Below are 19,013 nucleotides of genomic sequence, written 5' to 3'. Positions count from 1 at the left end.
AAATCAACATTTTAAAGATTATTTTATATTTTCAATAAATTATAAAAATATTTTCCTGCCCATTTCAGCAAATAAAAGTTTCGTTATGTTTATGTGAATTTATGCTCAAATAAATCCTAAAAACATTGAAATTTTATACAAAAGACTGCATAAATAGAGAAATGATAACAACCAAATTTAGTTGTTTAAATCATATTCATCAATTGCTTTGTTAAATAGGAAATTTCTATGGAAGTCCGACAGCGCGGCTTGATCGCAGGTATTTTAATGGCAACTTTGGCTGTAGCTCCTTTAGCCGAAGCTAAACGTGCAGGTGGTGGCAAAAGCCATGGCATGAGCCGTTCTTCGAGTTCAAGTCAATCTTATTCTCAACCTCGACAAGTTACGCCTGCTCAACAACCGACTCAAACCAGTCAACAAAAATCAGGTTCTGGTGTAGGTAAAATGGTTGCTGCTGGTGTTGCAGGTGCTGCTGTGGGTGCAGTTGCAGCCAATGCGATGGCTGATGACAATAATGCAAATAACCAAGCTCAAATGAGCGATGCTGAATTGGCGAAGCAAGAGGAAAAAGGCGGTATTCCAGGTTGGATTTGGTTAATTCTTATTGCGGGTGCAGCTTTCTTCTTGTTCCGTAAATTCGGTGCAAAAAAAAAATTAGCCACCAATAACCCTTATGCACCGAATAACACAGGTTCAAATGCACCATTTGGTCAAGCCAATACAACTGCACGTAACGCGAGCAGCAATACCAATATTTTTGGTCAGTCAGTCGCAGGCGGTGTTGCAACACAAGCTCCTTTTGGTGCGTCAACACAAAGCGGTAACCAGCTTCCTGATGGTAGTGAACCTGCTGCTTTCTTACGTGTTGCTCGTCAGCGTTTTAACCATATTCAGTCTATGAACTCTGTGAGTAATATTGCTGAAATTCAACGCTATCTCACACCTGATCTTTATCAGTCAATGTATAGCGACATTATGGCAAACCAAGATCAAGATGTGGCTGAGTTTTCCAACCTCAATGCAATGGTTGTAGATAGTGCAACTGAAAATGGACAGTATGTTGTAAGCGTTCGTTTTACAGGTACAGTGAGTGAAGATTTAAACAGTCTTCCACAACCTTTTGCTGAAGTTTGGCACTTTGTTAAGCCAGCAGGTTCTAACCAAGATTGGTTAGTTGCAGGTATCCAACAAAGTTAAGCTTCTATTTGAGTTTAGAATACTAAAACCAGTACTTCGGTATTGGTTTTTTATGCATCATTCAATTCTCTAAAATATGCTATATAAAATAATGAGTTGCCCTGCCCAACTTTCCATAACACATTGATCCAATCACTCCACATAACTCATAGCAACAAAATCTTCACGTTTATTCAATCAATGCCAATACTCAACTTATACTTTCCGTTCTACACTGAATGGATAATCAATCTTTTCATTTTAAATAACTAACCATCCAAATTTTTGCACATGAAAACAGAGTAATGAAAGATGAAAAAAATATTTTTTCTTTGCATATTTACCATGGTGAGCTCGTATAGTTTTTCTTGTGATCCTGTTTCCTTAGATTGGGATAAATTTCATAAACGCTATGATTTAAATAAAAATAGAACTTTTGAGCTTAAAGAGTTCTTGAAAGTTAAAGACTTTGATCCACTCCCTTGGCCGGATGATAAACGCTTTCAAGGCAAAGATAGAAATATCAAGTTATTTATATACTTAGATAAAAATAAAGATAACAAATTAATTGATGAAGAACTTGGAGATATTCATAGCTTATTGCCTAATCCTTGTGCCAATTGGCCATCGAGATGATCTTTGACTATATTTAAGCCTAAACAAAAAATTCTAGGCAATAAAAAACCCTATAAGTTGTATCCTACTTATAGGGTTCAGTTCACGATTTAGGGCTTTAATTTGACGTTTAGTATTTAACTGTTAATGTTAAAACACAATTAACGTTGAGGTAACGGGATATATTGTGAATCAGAGTTTTGAACTTTACGTTCCCCTACTTTCACAGTTAAATCAACTTTCTGTTCACCACGCATGACTTCAACTTGAATGGTCGAATCTGGCGCTTGTAATGCTACATAATTGATTAAATGTGAGGTAGAGCTAATGTCTTCTTGATTTACTTTGACAATACGATCACCTACTTTAATTCCAGCTTGGGCCGCAGGACCATTTCTAAGCACATCAGCAACAACCACACCAGTTTGACGAGGTTGTAAAACATCTTCTTGAGTTGGCGGTACTAAACTAATGCCCATCCAACCGCGTATTACACGCCCATCTTTTAAAATTGAATTTAAAATTTGCTGACAGATTTTTGCTGGAATTGCAAAACCAATTCCTAGAGACCCGCCTGATTGAGAGAAAATTGCAGTATTAACACCGATCAAATTACCCGCAACATCAATCAGTGCACCACCCGAGTTACCAGGATTAATTGCAGCATCGGTTTGGATAAAATCTTCATATGTATTGATACCCAAATCTGAACGACCTGTTGCAGAAATGATGCCTTGGGTTACCGTTTGACCGACACCAAAAGGGTTACCAATTGCTAAAACAACATCACCAACTTCATTACCACTTAATTTAAACGGTAAAACTGGAAGCTCTGTCAGTTCAATTTTAATCACAGCCAAGTCAGTATCTGGGTCCGTTCCAATCACTTTTGCTTCAGCACGACGCCCATCTTGTAATGCAACAACAATTTGATCGGCTTGAGCAATTACGTGATTATTGGTCAAGATATAACCATCTGGACGAACAATCACCCCTGAACCTAGACTATTTTCATTTGCACCTTGGTTCTGGTCTGGAATCTGATTACCAAAAAACTCTCGAAACGCTGGATCGTTTAATAAAGGGTGCTTTTGTTTTACTTTCTGAGTGGTAAAAATATTCACCACCGCAGGTGCAGCAACTTTTACAGCAGCACTGTATGACACCACACCACCTGTTCTAGAGGTATTTACCAAAGGCTCTACTTTTTCAGCAGGCATTTTTACACCATCGGGAGCAATCGGTGCTTTGGGTTGCTGGAGTTTTTGCCAAACAACAAAACTGATAATGACGAGGATAAGTAATACCCACGGTAGCCATGCGAATGAACGGCGCACTTTTATTTCCTCTTAGAATTTTTTAATTAGTTGATGCAAAAGCAATTTATCTATTGTAAAGCAAATTTTAAAAGATACATAAAAAACAAAAAGAATTTTGTTCAGCTTTAGTTACAATTCAAAATGTGTTTTTATATTTTAAAGTGTTTAAGGCAGTTTTAAGGTTATTTATGGCTTTATTAAAAGAAATTATTCAATGGTGCGATCAAACTTTAAAATCTCATGAATTTAAAGACTATGCTCCCAATGGTTTGCAAATCGAAGGTCAATCAGAAGTCAAAAAAATACTGTGTGCGGTAACCGCCTCACAGGATGCAATTGATGCAGCTATCGCACAACAAGCGGATCTACTCTTGGTTCATCATGGCTATTTTTGGAAAGGCGAAGCCTATCCGATCACTGGAATGCGTGGAAAACGCATTAAAGCTTTAATTAAAAATGATATTTCCTTGGTCGGCTATCATTTACCTTTGGATTCGCATCCAGTACTGGGAAATAATGCGGCAATTGCTGAAATATTAGCTTTAGAAAAAATAGAAGCTTTAGATCCGAGTGAACGTAACCCGATTGGAAATATTGGTTACTTGAAGAATCCTATGACACCTGAAGATTTTAAACATTATTTAACAGAAAAATTAGGTTTTGAAACAATTCATTTAAATGCAGAAAAATCAAACATTCAAAAAATTGGTTTTTGCACTGGTGCTGCCCAAGATTTCATTACAAAAGCCGCAGATATGGGCTGTGATGCCTTCATTTCAGGGGAAGTGAGTGAACGTACATTCTATGAAGCCAAAGAACTCGATGTACACTATTTTGCCTGTGGACATCATGCAACTGAACGATATGGGGTACAACGACTTGCCAAAGCTATTTCAGAACAGTTCAATATTGAGTATAGTTATTTCGAATTAAACAATCCGATTTAATCTTGGCAATTTTTGATTGTTTTGTAGAACATAACAATACGATCAAAATTTTTGTCAAAAATAATCACTGATTTTTAACATTTTCTTTATACGTATTAAATCGAAAGAAATTGTGTATTGTTATTTAACATCCTGCACAATTGCTCGAAGAATCTATTACAATGAAGCCACTTAATGTTAAAACCCAGCAAAATGCAAGGAATTTAAAACATGACAACCATTACTTTACCTGCGCTTCCATACGGTTATGATGACCTAGCTCCACACATCAGCAAAGAAACGCTTGAATATCATCATGACAAACATCACAACACTTATGTTGTTAACCTCAATAACCTGATCAAAGGTACTGACCTTGAAGGTAAAGAATTAGAAGAAATCATCACTGCTGTTGCTGGTGATGCTTCTAAAGCAGGTGTTTTCAACAATGCTGCTCAAGTTTGGAACCACACATTCTACTGGAACTGTATGGCGAAAAATGGTGGTGGTAAAGCGACTGGTGCTTTAGCTGCTAAAATCGATGAAGCTTTTGGTTCTTATGAAAAATTTGCTGAAGAATTTACTGCTGCTGCAACAACTCAGTTTGGTTCAGGTTGGGCTTGGTTAGTGGCTGACAAAGTCAATGGCGAACTTTCTATTCTGAAAACTTCAAATGCTGATACTCCACTTGCACATGGTAAAGTTGCAGTATTAACAATTGACGTTTGGGAGCATGCTTATTACATCGACTTCCGTAATGCACGTCCTAAATACATCTCTACGTTCCTAGAAAGCTTAGTAAACTGGGACTACGCGAATGCAAAATATGCAGGTCAAGCTGCTGGCGTTGAGAAATAAAAAAATAAGAAGCTAAACTCAGTTTTAGTTTTTCCTATTTTAAAATCGCTCTTTTATAGAGCGATTTTTTTAATCATTATGTTTTGATTCAATTAACGTGATTACTGATTGGGTGATAAAACACTTGAGCCTCACTGAACATCAGTGAAATTTTGGATAGAAGATATCCAACTTAACAGCATAAAACTTTAAAAATAATCAATATATAAGCAAAGTTTTCTAAATCGGATAATAAAAAAACATTTAAGTCATTTTTCTAACAATTTCACTTGACCACATTGGCTTTCATCCATAAAATGCGCATCAGATTCTCCAATAGCTCAGTCGGTAGAGCGACGGACTGTTAATCCGCAGGTCCCTGGTTCGAGCCCAGGTTGGAGAGCCATCTATTCTTCCATAGCTCAGTCGGTAGAGCGACGGACTGTTAATCCGCAGGTCCCTGGTTCGAGCCCAGGTGGAAGAGCCAGATTCTAAAAAGCCCACTCATGATGCAGTGGGCTTTTTTTATTTGTATATTTAAACAATTGCAATAGTAATAGTAGAAAAAAACGGTCTCTTTTAGGCTGAATATCAGTTCAACATAACTGCTTAACAAATTTATATTCAGACCAGACAGATCATTTATAGCCATTCGCTTTTATTTTCTATGAATGATCAAATATTTAGCAATTAAGACTTTTTTATGACGAATTTAACAATTTTTCCTTGACCCTTGGCATTTTCATCCCTAAAATGCGTTTCAGATTCTCCAATAGCTCAGTCGGTAGAGCGACGGACTGTTAATCCGCAGGTCCCTGGTTCGAGCCCAGGTTGGAGAGCCAAATTCTAAAAACCCACTCAATTGAGTGGGTTTTTTCTTATGTCTCGTTTTCCACTTTTAGATAAAACCTTTAGATAGAACAAATCCTATTTAGAATCATCAATCACACAATTAAAACCAACAAAACTGATCCTGTTAAAGATCAGTTTGATTATCTATTGATTATCCATCAAATTTAATCTAAAAACCGAACCACTGTACCCATTTGAACTTTACGCCCTAAATCATTGGCATCCCAATTGGTTAAACGAATACAACCATGTGAAGCCGTCTTTGAAATCAAAGATGGGTTCGGTGTACCATGAATACCAAACGTCGGTTTACTCAAAGCAATCCACATATTTCCCACAGGACCATTTGGCCCAGGTGGTAAAGCCAATTTCTTACGATTCCCCCCTTGTACAAAATTCTTCGGGTTGTAACCGTAAACAGGATTAGGCGCAACTTTAATGACTTTATGTGTGCCTTTTGGCGATGGTGTCCCTGATCCACCAATCGTCGCAGGAAAAGATGCAATCAATCGATTTGAAGCATTAAACAAATAAAGTTGACGTGCGGGTTTATGTGCAATAATTAACGTGACATCTTCAGGTAGATCATTGCGAACGATTGGAACCACTATCGTTTCACCCACTTTTTTAAAGTTGGCTTTCGGATTTAATTGTCGTAAAAAATCTTCATCTATATGAAATCTTTCACCTAACATTTCAGTTACACGGGTGAAATATAAACCACGCATCTTGGCTTGAAGGGCGTAATTTCGTGGAATAGATTTTACATAAGGACCTTTTATATCTGCGGCCGTGATTGTATAAGTCCCAAAACTAGGCTTGTTTTGATTTTTTAACAAGCTATCCCATGTTTGTTGGTTTAATTCACCTGTAATCGCTAAGCCTTGTATTTGTTGGTATGCAGAAATGGCTTTGAGAAAATTTTTGCCACTTTTGGCATCAATTGGACCCGGTGATGCATGTGAGTTATTCAGCATAACTTGCGCACGTGCATAGACTGGAAATTGCCCTCTACCTATCTTTTCAGACCAATTTGACTGGTTCAAACTTTCCAAAGACCAATTATATTTGGTATTGGTTTGAACTGATCCTTTGTTTGCCACAGTTTCTCGCTGTTGAGTCGCAAAAATCTGAGACTGAATATTCAGTGTAACCAAACACATCACACATATAATGTTTGGTAATAACTTAGCCATAAAAACTCTCAAGCGCATCGAATGTTTTTGTTTATTTTAAAAATAAACTTTCTATAACAAGCACATATCTTAGGTGCCTGCCCTACCTACTATTTTTACAAGTATTCATTCAAAAATAAGTTGAACTCTTTATCCCTAAATCTTTACATTTCCATTGATATGCTTTAAATATGGTTGAAAATGTAATGATCTAATCTGAAGTTTATTTTTAAAAATAAAATTAAGATTTTTAATTAGTTATATAAGAAATTTAGTCAATACTTTATTATTTTGAATGAATTTACTTTACATGATTGTATTATCATTTTTTTAAAATAATAAGCAATAGCTCTCAGTCTAAATGATGCGTGAATTTACTTATTTTTATCGTGAATAAAAATGCTTTTTAGCTAAAAAATATCGATTTGTTTTAATTGCTATATTACAACAGATTGAGTTTCGCCATTATTGACCGATTAGCATAAAAATATGACAACAACATGAATATATTGAACATATTTTAATCTATAAATTAATTTTCATCAGTTAATTTTACTTATTTGATTTGAAATAGTTGTTATCATTTTGGGTCTTTATCGATTATCATCTAACTTATTTTTTGTAAGAATTGCCTTGAATACGATTACCTTACTTCAGCCAGATGACTGGCATGCCCACCTACGTGATGGTCTGGCTTTAAAACGTACAGTTCCAGATTTAGCTAACCAGTTTGCACGTGCCATTTGTATGCCGAATCTCGTGCCACCAGTGAAAACAGTTGATGAAGCAAATGCCTATCGTGATCGTATTATGGCACATGTTCCTGAAGGGGTTCATTTTGACCCACGCATGGTGCTTTATTTTACTGACCATACCGCACCTTCTGAAATCGTTAAAATTAAAGAATCGCAACATGTCGATGCAATCAAGCTTTATCCTGCTGGTGCAACTACAAACTCTGACAATGGCGTCAGTGACATTCGCAAAGTTTATGCCGTCATTGAGCAACTTGAAGAACATCAAGTCCCACTGTTATTACATGGTGAAGTGACTCATAACCATGTTGATATTTTTGATCGTGAAAAACGCTTCCTAGATGAGATTTTATCTCCACTATTAAAGCAATTCCCAAAACTTAAATTAGTTTTAGAACATATCACGACCAGTGAAGCTGCTCATTTTGTCCTTGAACATGATCGTAATGTTGCAGCAACTATCACACCACAACATTTATTATTTAACCGTAACGACATGTTAGTCGGTGGAATTAAACCGCATTTCTATTGCTTACCTATTTTAAAACGTCAGACTCATCAACAGACATTATTAGAAGTGGCAACCAGCGGAAACCCTAAATTCTTCCTTGGTACAGACAGTGCGCCGCACTCAAAAAATGCCAAAGAAAATGCTTGTGGTTGCGCAGGCTGTTATAGTGCGGTTACGGCGATTGAACTGTACGCTCAAGCATTTGATCAAGTGGGTAAGCTTGAACGTTTAGAAGGCTTTGCAAGTCACTTCGGTGCAGACTTCTATGGCTTGCCTCGTAATACCAATACAATTACGCTTGTTAAAGAAGATCAGGTCATTCCTGAAAGTTTAGATTATCTGGATGGTGAAGATATTATTCCGCTTTATGCAGGAAAAACCATTCAATGGAGAAAGGTGTGACAACTGAAACACAACCTGTAATTGGACAACGCTTTCGTGGTTTTTTACCCGTTGTCGTCGATGTCGAAACTGCAGGTTTTAATGCAGAAACAGATGCATTGCTAGAAATCGCATGCATTCCAATTATTTACGATGCAAATGGAAAATTTGTTCCTGGTGAAGCTCACCATGCACATATCAATCCTTTTGAAGGTGCAAATCTAGATCGTCGTTCTCTCGATTTTATTGGTATAGATCCTTTTAATCCAATGCGTGTTGCAATGGCTGAAGATGAAAAAACCGCCCTTAAACGTATGTTTAAAGCGGTTAATGAAGTCCGTAAGCAACAACAATGCACCCATGCAGTACTGGTTGGACACAATGCTCATTTTGATTTAGGTTTTGTTAAAGCAGCAATTGCTCGTACAGGTACGAAAAATCAAAATCCTTTTCATAGCTTTTCAGTTTTTGATACGGTGACTTTAAGTGCAGTCATGTTTGGTCAAACAGTATTGGCAAAATCGTGTATTCAGGCTGGAATTGAGTTCGATGGTAAAGAAGCACACTCTGCTTTATACGATACTCAGAAAACCGCTGAACTGTTTTGCTATATTTTGAACAAACTCGCTCCTCACTTACTTGACACTTTGATGGCGGATCAATAAGATAGCGCCATCTTCTAAACGACCCTATCGTCTAGAGGCCTAGGACATCGCCCTTTCACGGCGGTAACCGGGGTTCGAATCCCCGTAGGGTCGCCATCTATTTAAATTCTGTTTTAAAATTAAAACATTTTCTCATTTTCTATTCGCACAAGTCATTTTATTGAATCAAATCTTAGTATTGGCTTTGATCAGAAATTAGCTGTGTTTGATCATCTTTTTAGTTTGTGAATTTTCCTGTATCCATTCACGAACTTTGTCTATGAAACTTTGAAAATAGCATAATGTAATATTCATGTTTCTATTCTTATAAATGCTACAACCGATGGAAGTGTGGAGAGAAAATCTTTAAACACTTTTCGTGATGATTATTCGCCTAGATATTCAACATATACATCCATTTTTAACAAATCTTTTTTGACAAACTTGTCATTTATCATTAATATACGCATCACCTCAGTACGACCCTATCGTCTAGAGGCCTAGGACATCGCCCTTTCACGGCGGTAACCGGGGTTCGAATCCCCGTAGGGTCGCCATATTCTATTTCTTCTATAATTATAATGACATTATTCGTCAATTCTGCATTGATCTATTTATTATTTTCTCTACAATAGCTCGCTTCATTTGTTACAACATTTCAACTATGTCTTCATCTCAATCAGAGCATGATGCTATGCACTCTACTGCAAACTCAGCGCCGTTAAAACGAGCGATGAGTACACGACATTTGGTGATGATCTCACTAGGTGGTGCAATTGGAACCGGACTTTTCTTAGGTTCTGGTGAGGTCATAGCACAAACGGGCCCTATTGGTGCCATCATTTCTTATATCCTCGGCGGAATCATTGCCTATATGGTAATGCTATGCTTAGGCGAACTTGCAGTACATATGCCTGAGTCTGGCTCATTTGGTAGCTATGCTCAGAAATACATTGGCCCTGCAACTGGCTATACCGTCACATGGCTATATTGGTTAACATGGTCTGCTACACTTGGTACTGAATTCACAGCTGCAGCATTATTGATGCAAGAATGGTTTCCTCACATTTCGATGTGGTTATGGACCATTATTTTTGCAGCCATTGTTTTTGGTTTGAACATGAGTTCTACCAAATGGTTTGCAGAATCCGAGTTCTGGCTCTCTCTCGTTAAAGTCATTACAGTCATTATCTTTATATTACTAGGTCTGTTAGCAATTTTTGGTATTCTTAATTACCAAGGTTATGAGTCTGCACCTTTATTTAGTAATCTCACTGCCGATGGCTGGTTCCCTCAAGGTCTATTCCCTATCTTTGCCACTATGCTGATTGTAAACTTTGCCTTTTCAGGTACTGAGTTGATTGGTGTTGCCGCTGGTGAAACACAAGACCCTGCGAAGAACGTACCTAAAGCGATTAATACAGCAATCTGGCGCTTGTTAATCTTCTTTGTCGGAACAATCATCGTAATCAGTGCTTTGCTTCCGCACCAACAGGCTGGACTGGGTGGTGAAGGTGTGAGTAGTAGCCCATTTGTGACCGTATTCGATCATATTGGTATTCCTTATGCTGAAGATATTATCCGCTTTGTGATTATCACCGCTCTGTTGTCTGCAGCCAATTCAGGTCTATTTGCGGCATCACGAATGATGTGGGCTTTATCTTCGAAAAAACAGCTCCCTAGCGTATTTTCTAAAGTAAACGCACGTGGTATTCCTTTTGTTGCAGTTATTGTGACTATGTTCGGTGCATTACCTGGCTTACTTTCAGAACAATTTGCACCTGAAACTATTTTCAAAAACTTATTGGGTGTCGCTGCATTCACCATGGTTGTGGTTTGGATGAGTATTTGTTTATCCCAATTTAATTTTAGACGTCAATGGTATAAACAAGGTCATAGTAAAGCTGAACTGGCTTTTGCTGCACCATTGTTCCCGATCGTACCTATTTTAGGTTTTGTTTTCTGTTTAATTACAGGGATCAGCATGGTATTTGACCCTGAAATGCGTGCTGGTTTTATTGGCTGCTTAATTTTTATTGCAGCTTGCTATATCAGCTATGCAACTTTGTATAAAAACAAAAGTTAAACGCTGAAAGACTGTGTAAAACAAAAAGGTGTAGCGAGTTGCTACACCTTTTTTATATCAAAAATAAATCTAAGTTCATTCTAAAAATCTTCAATATCTTCGCTTTTAGACCACTATGATTTCTTTTTAAAACATGATCGTTTTATTATCACCTTTGATCTTGATTGAAAATAATTGATTCATTAATACGTATATTTGGTATTATTTTTAAACACTTTTCTTATATTTGCTGTGTTTTTATACATTCAAATACAATTTCACTTTTTATTGCTGAAAAAGGTTTGACACTTTTTCATATTCGCCCTAATATACGCCCACCTCTGAAACGACCCTATCGTCTAGAGGCCTAGGACATCGCCCTTTCACGGCGGTAACCGGGGTTCGAATCCCCGTAGGGTCGCCATTAATTTAATGGTTTAGTTTTCAGTTGGTAGCCTCAATTTATTGACCCTATCGTCTAGAGGCCTAGGACATCGCCCTTTCACGGCGGTAACCGGGGTTCGAATCCCCGTAGGGTCGCCACATTCTAGAATCTTAATTTCAAGATTCTTATAAAAAAACCTGAGCATTATGACTCAGGTTTTTTATTTTTAAACCAATGAAATGTTCGATATTAAAATTCAACCAACAACAATCACTATTTCACTGTTATTAGTTGCTTCGATTCAAAAATAGCTTTAGGCGCAATTACCGTTTCTTGTAATGGAATATTCTGACCATATCTCTGTTTCATAAGCGCTTTGACTTTCAAATCAGATAAATCAAAACGATTCAATTTCTGTAATGGTGCAAGTTGGATTCCCAATGCATCGTTATATGCTTTCCAAATAATCTCTGAGCAATAAATTGCGTCATTATTCCATTCAAAATAAATGTCATAAGGTTTACCCAAATATTTTTCTGCATTTTTTACAAGTGTATTTTGTTGTTGACGACTTAAATCACAGTTTAGCCTTTTGACCACATATTGCTGATTTACACCACGGTTCACCCAGTCATTGAATGCTGTATATTTCACAGGTTGTATGGCTTCTAATACCCATAATTTACCATTCTTATTGACCAGCATTCCCATATGGCTATAAGGACTATGCGTTGCCTTTTGAATCACAATACTTTGTGCAGATTTTGAAGTATGAAAGATAATATCCCCTGTTTGATAGCGAGTGGCATAGCTCAAACTGGGTAAAAACATCAATACAATTAAAAGTTTATTCATTTTCTGAATATCATCAATATTCTATTTTTCAGTCATTATTAAATACTTGAAAGGAATAGAATGAATTTAAATTAGATTTTTTTTTAAAACATAATCTTGTTTGTTAAATAATCATCTGATCAAAGAATACACCATTCTATTTTCAATATTCAAATGAATAACAGTCAAAATCCTTTTGAATTTTGACTGTTATCTACTTCGACTCATTCTTCATGTGTAAATTGATCTGTCAGATCTGTTAAAACTATTCATCTGTTAATGAACATTCATAATTACTCGGGTTTTGACTGCATCTAATTTTCTTTAATATCTTCATCATTGCAGGATCATAATAGCCTTCTTTGGTCATCTGAATACGTGCTTCTCGCATAATTCGAATATACCCAGGTTTATCAGCTTCACGTATATCCATCCAATATTTATCTGGAATCTCTCGTTCTGTTTTGTCAACGAATTCAAATGCTGGACTCAGTTGTTGAGAAATCATTTCACGCGCAATCGACCCCATACCTGCGGGGAACTTGTTGCGATGCATAATCAGAGTACCTGTAACCTGAATCAAAGGAAATTTAATAATCCCGCCAACCACTTTCCCACTACGATCTGTCATGCCTTTATGCAGCTCTAAGGGTTTAAATAACAACGCTGGGCCAGCCATAATATCGACTTCTTTATTATTAAATTTCCCTCCAACACTGAGTAAATCCACTGAAACAGGTTGCGCCCCGACATTTTGAACCAATTTTCTTTGCGTACCATCAAAATTCATAACCGCAACTTTTTTTCCCGCAGCTTTTGATAAAGTATCGATACGTCGATCACTGACCATAATATATGCCGCCCCCAATGGTACAACCCCCACAACTTCGTAGTCATTATTGACCATTTTGGCATCATACTCAGGACGAGCAAGTAATTGAATCACTGTAACCAACTGTTTATAACTTTGTACTGCACCAAGTGCATCGATACTGCCTACAAATGGATTAAATTGGCGTGCTCTTAAATTACTGATTCCAGCACCATCACATTTTTTTCCACGGAAATCCTCTGTGAGTACACGCTCATCGGTATATACGCGTAGGTTAATGTCAGTGGTCGCTGTTTTCTTTAATTTTGGATAACTTAAATCAATATGCATAGAGAGTTTTGTTGGACGAGTAATTTTCATGTCCACACCAAAATCTTTGGCGATTTGCGAAATACGTGGCAGTTCACTGATATAACTGGTTGCCTGCTCAAAAGCTTCGCCATTTGCACCATCTGGAGAAAACACGCACAGCGTGACTTGTTTGGGTATTTGCTGCCAAACTTTAGGGTCATTCATTAATCTTTTTATTTTTGCTTTGGAATGCTCAGATAGCGTTAGATTAAGCTTTGGCGCTGAAGTTGGTGCTGCATGAGCCATAGGCAATATCCCAGATAATGCAGCCACCAAAAACGCTTTTTTAAGTGTGTGTTTTGTCTCTATTTTCTGATCTTGCTGTTTGAAATATCGCATTGCCCTATCCCTGTTTATATTCTTGTTTATCTATAATAATCAGCTGGTCTACTCTCGTAGACTTTGATCAGCCTAATTGAAGTTTTCTTATTTGAAATTGACTATAAAAATCCGACACTTGTCAAAAAAGACATTTTTAAATACCTTAGCATTGTTCTATTATCTTAATCATATATTTCAAATAGATAGTTAAAAATCTATACTATTCCACTCATCGTAAACTAAAGATTACTTAAAAAGATCAAATTGTTAAAAGAATGGTCGATCAACTGTTCAATATAATTGAAACAGATGATTGAAGTTCAATAAAAAAAGCACCACGTTTGTGATGCTTTTAAAATCAGTCTTTGGCACTTTCGTCTGGTGGAACTTCAGTAATTTTACCACCACGTGCTAAGAAAGCTGCAACTTCATCTTCGAGCGCATCACGCTGTCTTTTTTTAGCAGTCACTGTCAAAGTTTCCGCTTCAGCTAAATCTGCATCTGAAACTGTAGAATCACTTGCCGCGGCACCTTTTTCAGCAGCTTTGGCTTCATCATCATCTACAGCTTGATCTTCGGTATTATCATCATAGTCATTAGAATCTGTCATCTTAAACTCCCCATCAATGACGTCAATTTACCATTCTAAAATGGTGATGTTATACCGTGAAATGTAGCAAGCTCTTTTGATTTCGACTAGAGGGTTAAGCAAAAAAATTGTACTTTTTCTAATCAAATTCGTAAAAAAACGACAATGTTTGTTTAAAAAATATCAATTTAAATTTAAACAGCATAGCGTGTCGACTTTAAGGTCGATAATCCATTGGCTTGTGCCATAAACCGATCTTTTAAAAATGCTTGCTTTTCAACCTGCTTCAAACCAAAGTTTCTGGCCCATACGATCGGGAAAATTTCAGCACTTTCAAGAAAACCAATTGCAGACATACTATGCATCATCGCATCATTTTGACCTTTACGTTGATGTTCATAGCGCTTCAAGGTTTGTTCATGCGCCCAAACACCACGTTTTAAATCATGTAACAACACATCACATAAAATAGCGGCATCCAAGCATCCGATATTCACCCCTTGACCTGCCAATGGATGAATCACATGAGCTGCATCGCCAATCAATGCTAAACTGTCTTTTACATAACGCTGTGCAGCCCGTGCTTTCAGTGGGAATTTAGCCCGAGGCGTCGCTTCTAAAACCTCTCCAAGCATATGGTGACTTTCTCTCGTTAACAATTGGCAAAAGGCTTGATCATCGAGGGCTGCATATTCATCTGCATAATCATCAGGCAATGTCCAAACAATCGAAATCCAATGTTCGGCTTGCTCTGCATTTAAACTTGCCATAGGCAAAAAGGCCAAAGGCCCTGTCGGATGGAAAATCTGACGTGCAACATACTGGTGTGGTTGCGTGGTACGAATGGCACAGGTTAAACCCGCTTGTTTATAATCCAAAATATCTAGATCGATAAATGCTTGCTCACGTACAAAAGAGTTTGCACCATCTGCACCAATTAACAGTTTAGTCTTGAGTTGTGTGCCATCTGCAAGCTGAATGATCCAACAGCCTACACCACGCTCAACTCGCGTCACTTTGACTTGAGTTCGATAATCTTGCAATTGATCTAACATTTGTTGCTGAATTGCAAGATTGAGCAAACTTGGTTCAACCATCGAGCCTAAACTTTGCTCTGCTGTTGGGAATTTCTCAGAAACATGGCCAAAATTAATTTCACCATAGCCATTTTTATTCCACACCTGCATCCCTGTATAAGGCATTTGACGTGCAAGCTTTTCCCAAACATTCACTGTTTTGAGTAAATGAATGGTGGCTTGACTCAATGCAAGTACTCGAGGATTGGCAACCGCTAAAGTCTTTTCTGCATCGAGGATAGGTGCTGCATCAAGTACAGTCGCTTGTACCCCACCTTGCGCCAATAATAAAGCCGTTAAACCACCGACCAAACCACCGCCAATAATGACAACGTCCAATAGCTCTGTAGACTCATTTACTTGGTTCATGCTTTTAATCCCATTGCATAATTGGCAACCAAAGGCTTAATTCCAGGAATAACATCAAAAGCCACTAAACCTGTATTACGTAATAATTTAAGCATTGGATTTTGATTACTAAAACCACGCACCACTGAGTCACAGAATTTAATCACACGTTTCTGATCTGCCAATCGAGCCTGTTCATATGCTTTTAACATTTCAGGTTGACCGACATCATCTGACTTTGCAATTTGTTCGAGAATATAGCGCATCAAAACATCTGCATCGCGCATACATAAGTTAAAACCTTGTCCTGCAACAGGATGAATTGTATGTGCTGCATTGCCCATGAGAATCACACGACCAACGGCTTGTTTTTCTGCAAGGACTTGTGACAATGGGAAACTAAAGCGCTTGCCCGTTTTTTGAAATTTTCCTGCACGATCGCCATAAGTTTTTTGTAAAGCATCTAGGAAATGTTGATCATTTTCATCACCCAACCATTCATCTTCAGTCCCTTTTTTCACAGGCCATACCACTGAACGACGATATTCGCCCGGTAAAGGCAATAGCGCCAATGGGCCTAAATGGCTAAAACGCTCAAATCCAACTTGATGATGAGGTTTAGAAGTTTGCACTGCCGTTACAATCGCCACTTGATCATAATCATGTACATCCACACCCACGCCCAATGCTTGACGACAGAATGAATCTCGCCCATCTGCCGCGATCACCAATTTAGATTTTAATGTGTGTGTATATTCTTCACCACGTTTAGCTTCAATATAGACATATTCAGCATCTTGATGGAGTGAAGAAACCTGCACACCATCAATCAGTTCAATCAACGGCTGTTGGCGAACTTGCGTTAATAGCACTCGCCCTAACCATGCATTTTCAATCACTTGCCCAAAGCTTTCGACTTTTTCTTGCTCGGCAACTAAACGTGCCTTACCAAAACTACCTTGTTCAGTAATATGTACTTCGAGAATAGGGGTCGCATGTTCTTGTAAAGCAGCCCACAGCCCAAGCTTTTGATAAATCTGCACTGTACGACGTGATAAGGCAGTATTTCGAGCATCAAAACTGGAATGATATGGCGCAACTGTCGCATCGTCATAATTCGGATATTTTACAGCTTCTAAAAGTTTCACAGCGATGTTAGATTTCGCTAACATCAATGCCAAACTCAGCCCAACCATACCACCGCCCACGATGATAACTTCTTGTTGCATGCTTTGATCCTTTCTATATGCGATTCAGCTTGCTGAATACTTATAATCTTGATTAATTTTATATTACATGAAGGTCAGCTATTTTTATATTGAAATAGGAAATTGTTATTTTATTTGTACTGAATCAATACGGTGTTCCACTTATAAAAAACATACTCAAAACCAATACACAGCTGTATTAACTTAAGAATACAAGCAACTGCGCTCGTTTCAGAACATAGTTTCAATCAATTTAAAAATCACAAACAATTTGAATGGTTCAAAGAGCACATTTTCAATAAAAATATTAGAGTTGAATGTAAGCGACACAAAACACTCAAATCATCTAAAATTTATTTATCTAAAATATTTAGGTTACGCACCACTTTTTCTGAAAGTAGATCAAATGATGCATAACAAACTTCTATTGTTTTATTGATTATGATGAAAATAAAAATTTCATCACCCAATAGCCCTTAAATTATTTCCATTCCATTTCTCCAGTCAGCACTTTAGAACTGAGCTCTAAAGAACTTTCATCTGCAAAGTTTGGGTATTTTTCTTTAAGCTTGGCGATCACAGATGCAGAATCTTTGTGATCTTTTAGGACTTTATCTACATCGACTAAATAATTATACGTAAAATCAATCGCTTGTGATCCAGTAGGAATAGCACCGATATAATGACCCGGAATCACAGCACTTGGTCGCAAACGACTCATTTGTTTCAGTACTTTTTGCCATTCTTCACGTGCTTCTTTACTTTGTGTATCCGCAGTCCATAAATGAATACCAGATGACAAACCTACACCACCTAAAATAGTACGATTGCTTGGAACCCACAAATAAGATGCATATTTGCCCGGTGCTTTAATTTCAATTCGTTCACCTTCCAATTCTATGGATTTATCTTCAATCACATTGGGAACAATGATTTGTGATGGTGCGCCAGATTTTAAGATTGGCCCCCAATAGGCAAACTTCCCTTCTTTCGTTGCTTGAATATGCTTAACCACTTCAGGTGTTGCAATCACTTTGGCATCTGGAAATGCCTGAACAAGCGGTTCTAAGCCAAAATAATAATCTGGATCCCCTGCTGTAATCACAATATATTTTAGACTTTTACCACTGTCTTGAATGATTTTTACCAGATTCTTGGCATCGTTTACACTAAATTGCGCATCAACCAGTACAGCATCTTTTTCGCCCGTGATCAAAGTGGATGTCACAGGGAAAATCGCTTGAGTTTGCGGATTATAAACTTTATAGCTTAATTCTGCGGCAAAAGCAGAAGCACTTAGAGCGATTGAACTCACCAAAAGCGATTTTAAAAATAATTTCATATGAAGACCTCAGTTATAGTTAAAGTGATTCAATTAATGTTTAAGTTGTTGCGCCACAAAACTCACCAAGTCCTGTGATTTATTGTAAAAATGCTGAACGGCGATCTTATTGATTTCACCATTTTGGTTTTCAAATACCAAGGTTGGAAAGCCATGTGCTTGGACTTGTGACAACAGTCTGCGGGCATGATGAATAGATTCATCGATTTGTTGTTGATCGATAGCACCTAAATACTTTGACCATTGCTCATCACTTATGTCTAATTTGCAAGCAAGTTGGGCAATCACATCATACTGTGTGATATTCAAACCTAGCTGATAATAGCCTTGTTGTATCAAGTTCAAAAAAGACACAATTGTATGATGTCCCAAACCTTGCTCAACTGCGAGTAAAGCATGTGTTGCTGGTATAGAATTCATAAAAAGTTGATGATTTTTTAATAATCCATTTTTATAAGCATCACCAAAAAC

The 19,013-nt window shown here is 37.4% G+C and carries 16 protein-coding genes and 7 tRNA genes; 14 read left to right on the top strand and 9 right to left on the bottom strand.

Going from position 1 to position 19,013, the window contains the following annotated elements; genetic code table 11:
• Positions 1-228 precede the first annotated feature (228 nt).
• A complete protein-coding gene (locus D7V20_RS05085) occupies positions 229-1,197 on the top strand; it encodes a Tim44 domain-containing protein (RefSeq protein ID WP_120383242.1) in 969 nt (322 codons plus the stop codon).
• 291 nt (positions 1,198-1,488) lie between these two features.
• Positions 1,489-1,812 (top strand): EF-hand domain-containing protein, encoded by a 324-nt coding sequence (locus D7V20_RS05080; RefSeq protein WP_120383241.1) that lies wholly within the window; start codon positions 1,489-1,491, stop codon positions 1,810-1,812.
• 140 nt (positions 1,813-1,952) lie between these two features.
• On the opposite strand, the gene D7V20_RS05075 is transcribed toward D7V20_RS05080, so the two are convergent.
• The gene (locus D7V20_RS05075; RefSeq protein WP_120383240.1) at positions 1,953-3,128 is read right to left on the bottom strand and encodes a S1C family serine protease; all 1,176 of its coding nucleotides are present in this window, start codon (positions 3,126-3,128) and stop codon (positions 1,953-1,955) included.
• A gap of 170 nt (positions 3,129-3,298) precedes the next feature.
• On the opposite strand from D7V20_RS05075, the gene D7V20_RS05070 reads away from it, so the two are divergent.
• The 5 genes from D7V20_RS05070 (at position 3,299) to D7V20_RS05050 (ending at position 5,715) form a co-directional block, all read left to right on the top strand.
• Positions 3,299-4,057 (top strand): Nif3-like dinuclear metal center hexameric protein, encoded by a 759-nt coding sequence (locus D7V20_RS05070; protein ID WP_120383239.1) that lies wholly within the window; start codon positions 3,299-3,301, stop codon positions 4,055-4,057.
• A 210-nt stretch (positions 4,058-4,267) separates the two neighbouring features.
• Positions 4,268-4,894, top strand: a complete 627-nt coding sequence (locus D7V20_RS05065; protein WP_120383238.1) for a superoxide dismutase — start codon at positions 4,268-4,270, stop codon at positions 4,892-4,894.
• Positions 4,895-5,203: 309 nt separating this feature from the next.
• A tRNA-Asn gene (locus D7V20_RS05060) sits at positions 5,204-5,279 on the top strand.
• Between the two features lie 5 nt (positions 5,280-5,284).
• Positions 5,285-5,360: transfer RNA gene (locus D7V20_RS05055), tRNA-Asn, on the top strand.
• Between the two features lie 279 nt (positions 5,361-5,639).
• Positions 5,640-5,715, top strand: a tRNA-Asn gene (locus D7V20_RS05050).
• 174 nt (positions 5,716-5,889) lie between these two features.
• Here D7V20_RS05050 and D7V20_RS05045 read toward each other — a convergent pair.
• Positions 5,890-6,921: a L,D-transpeptidase family protein gene (locus D7V20_RS05045; protein WP_120383237.1), complete on the bottom strand. Its 1,032-nt coding sequence runs from the start codon at positions 6,919-6,921 to the stop codon at positions 5,890-5,892.
• Between the two features lie 612 nt (positions 6,922-7,533).
• On the opposite strand from D7V20_RS05045, the gene pyrC reads away from it, so the two are divergent.
• The 7 genes from pyrC to D7V20_RS05010 all read left to right on the top strand — a co-directional run bounded on the left by pyrC (position 7,534) and on the right by D7V20_RS05010 (position 11,799).
• Entirely contained in the window at positions 7,534-8,568 is a 1,035-nt protein-coding gene (gene pyrC, locus D7V20_RS05040) for a dihydroorotase (protein ID WP_120383236.1), read from the top strand.
• The gene (rnt, locus tag D7V20_RS05035; protein WP_120383235.1) at positions 8,553-9,212 is read left to right on the top strand and encodes a ribonuclease T; all 660 of its coding nucleotides are present in this window, start codon (positions 8,553-8,555) and stop codon (positions 9,210-9,212) included. Before pyrC ends, rnt begins: the two co-directional genes overlap by 16 nt.
• Positions 9,213-9,232: 20 nt before the next feature.
• Positions 9,233-9,308: transfer RNA gene (locus D7V20_RS05030), tRNA-Glu, on the top strand.
• A gap of 364 nt (positions 9,309-9,672) precedes the next feature.
• A tRNA-Glu gene (locus D7V20_RS05025) sits at positions 9,673-9,748 on the top strand.
• Positions 9,749-9,855: 107 nt separating this feature from the next.
• On the top strand, positions 9,856-11,277 hold the full coding sequence (locus D7V20_RS05020) for an amino acid permease (protein WP_120383234.1): 1,422 nt from the start codon (positions 9,856-9,858) through the stop codon (positions 11,275-11,277).
• Positions 11,278-11,604: 327 nt separating this feature from the next.
• A tRNA-Glu gene (locus D7V20_RS05015) sits at positions 11,605-11,680 on the top strand.
• A 43-nt stretch (positions 11,681-11,723) separates the two neighbouring features.
• Positions 11,724-11,799, top strand: a tRNA-Glu gene (locus tag D7V20_RS05010).
• Between the two features lie 115 nt (positions 11,800-11,914).
• Here D7V20_RS05010 and D7V20_RS05005 read toward each other — a convergent pair.
• The 7 genes from D7V20_RS05005 to D7V20_RS19835 form a co-directional block, all read right to left on the bottom strand.
• On the bottom strand, positions 11,915-12,496 hold the full coding sequence (locus D7V20_RS05005) for a YiiX family permuted papain-like enzyme (protein ID WP_120383233.1): 582 nt from the start codon (positions 12,494-12,496) through the stop codon (positions 11,915-11,917).
• 244 nt (positions 12,497-12,740) lie between these two features.
• Positions 12,741-13,904: a putative solute-binding protein gene (locus D7V20_RS05000; protein ID WP_235831600.1), complete on the bottom strand. Its 1,164-nt coding sequence runs from the start codon at positions 13,902-13,904 to the stop codon at positions 12,741-12,743.
• A gap of 433 nt (positions 13,905-14,337) precedes the next feature.
• A complete protein-coding gene (locus D7V20_RS04995) occupies positions 14,338-14,589 on the bottom strand; it encodes a hypothetical protein (protein ID WP_120383231.1) in 252 nt (83 codons plus the stop codon).
• A 173-nt stretch (positions 14,590-14,762) separates the two neighbouring features.
• Positions 14,763-16,013, bottom strand: a complete 1,251-nt coding sequence (locus D7V20_RS04990; RefSeq protein WP_120383230.1) for an FAD-dependent monooxygenase — start codon at positions 16,011-16,013, stop codon at positions 14,763-14,765.
• On the bottom strand, positions 16,010-17,221 hold the full coding sequence (gene ubiH, locus D7V20_RS04985) for a 2-octaprenyl-6-methoxyphenyl hydroxylase (RefSeq protein ID WP_120383229.1): 1,212 nt from the start codon (positions 17,219-17,221) through the stop codon (positions 16,010-16,012). Before ubiH ends, D7V20_RS04990 begins: the two co-directional genes overlap by 4 nt.
• A 460-nt stretch (positions 17,222-17,681) precedes the next feature.
• Entirely contained in the window at positions 17,682-18,542 is an 861-nt protein-coding gene (locus tag D7V20_RS04980) for a Vmh family MBL fold metallo-hydrolase (RefSeq protein ID WP_120383228.1), read from the bottom strand.
• A gap of 33 nt (positions 18,543-18,575) precedes the next feature.
• Positions 18,576-19,013: DsbA family protein (locus D7V20_RS19835; RefSeq protein WP_120383227.1), on the bottom strand; the 438-nt coding region annotated here is incomplete at its 5' end.

Origin of the sequence: Acinetobacter rongchengensis, from assembly GCF_003611475.1 — a bacterium.
Classification (GTDB): Bacteria; Pseudomonadota; Gammaproteobacteria; order Pseudomonadales; family Moraxellaceae; genus Acinetobacter; species Acinetobacter rongchengensis.
Note: the sequence above shows the minus strand (reverse complement) of the source record. Positions and strands in the feature narration are given on the sequence as shown.

Coding starts and splice junctions, on each gene's coding strand:
- D7V20_RS05080 (WP_120383241.1), top strand. CDS start 1,489: ATGAAAAAAATATTTTTTCTTTGCATATTTACCATGGTGAGCTCGTAT.
- D7V20_RS05070 (WP_120383239.1), top strand. CDS start 3,299: ATGGCTTTATTAAAAGAAATTATTCAATGGTGCGATCAAACTTTAAAA.
- D7V20_RS04995 (WP_120383231.1), bottom strand. CDS start 14,589: ATGACAGATTCTAATGACTATGATGATAATACCGAAGATCAAGCTGTA.
- D7V20_RS04980 (WP_120383228.1), bottom strand. CDS start 18,542: ATGAAATTATTTTTAAAATCGCTTTTGGTGAGTTCAATCGCTCTAAGT.
- D7V20_RS05005 (WP_120383233.1), bottom strand. CDS start 12,496: ATGAATAAACTTTTAATTGTATTGATGTTTTTACCCAGTTTGAGCTAT.
- D7V20_RS05000 (WP_235831600.1), bottom strand. CDS start 13,904: ATGGCTCATGCAGCACCAACTTCAGCGCCAAAGCTTAATCTAACGCTA.
- D7V20_RS05045 (WP_120383237.1), bottom strand. CDS start 6,921: ATGGCTAAGTTATTACCAAACATTATATGTGTGATGTGTTTGGTTACA.
- D7V20_RS05085 (WP_120383242.1), top strand. CDS start 229: ATGGAAGTCCGACAGCGCGGCTTGATCGCAGGTATTTTAATGGCAACT.
- D7V20_RS04990 (WP_120383230.1), bottom strand. CDS start 16,013: ATGAACCAAGTAAATGAGTCTACAGAGCTATTGGACGTTGTCATTATT.
- ubiH (WP_120383229.1), bottom strand. CDS start 17,221: ATGCAACAAGAAGTTATCATCGTGGGCGGTGGTATGGTTGGGCTGAGT.
- rnt (WP_120383235.1), top strand. CDS start 8,553: ATGGAGAAAGGTGTGACAACTGAAACACAACCTGTAATTGGACAACGC.
- D7V20_RS05020 (WP_120383234.1), top strand. CDS start 9,856: ATGTCTTCATCTCAATCAGAGCATGATGCTATGCACTCTACTGCAAAC.
- D7V20_RS05065 (WP_120383238.1), top strand. CDS start 4,268: ATGACAACCATTACTTTACCTGCGCTTCCATACGGTTATGATGACCTA.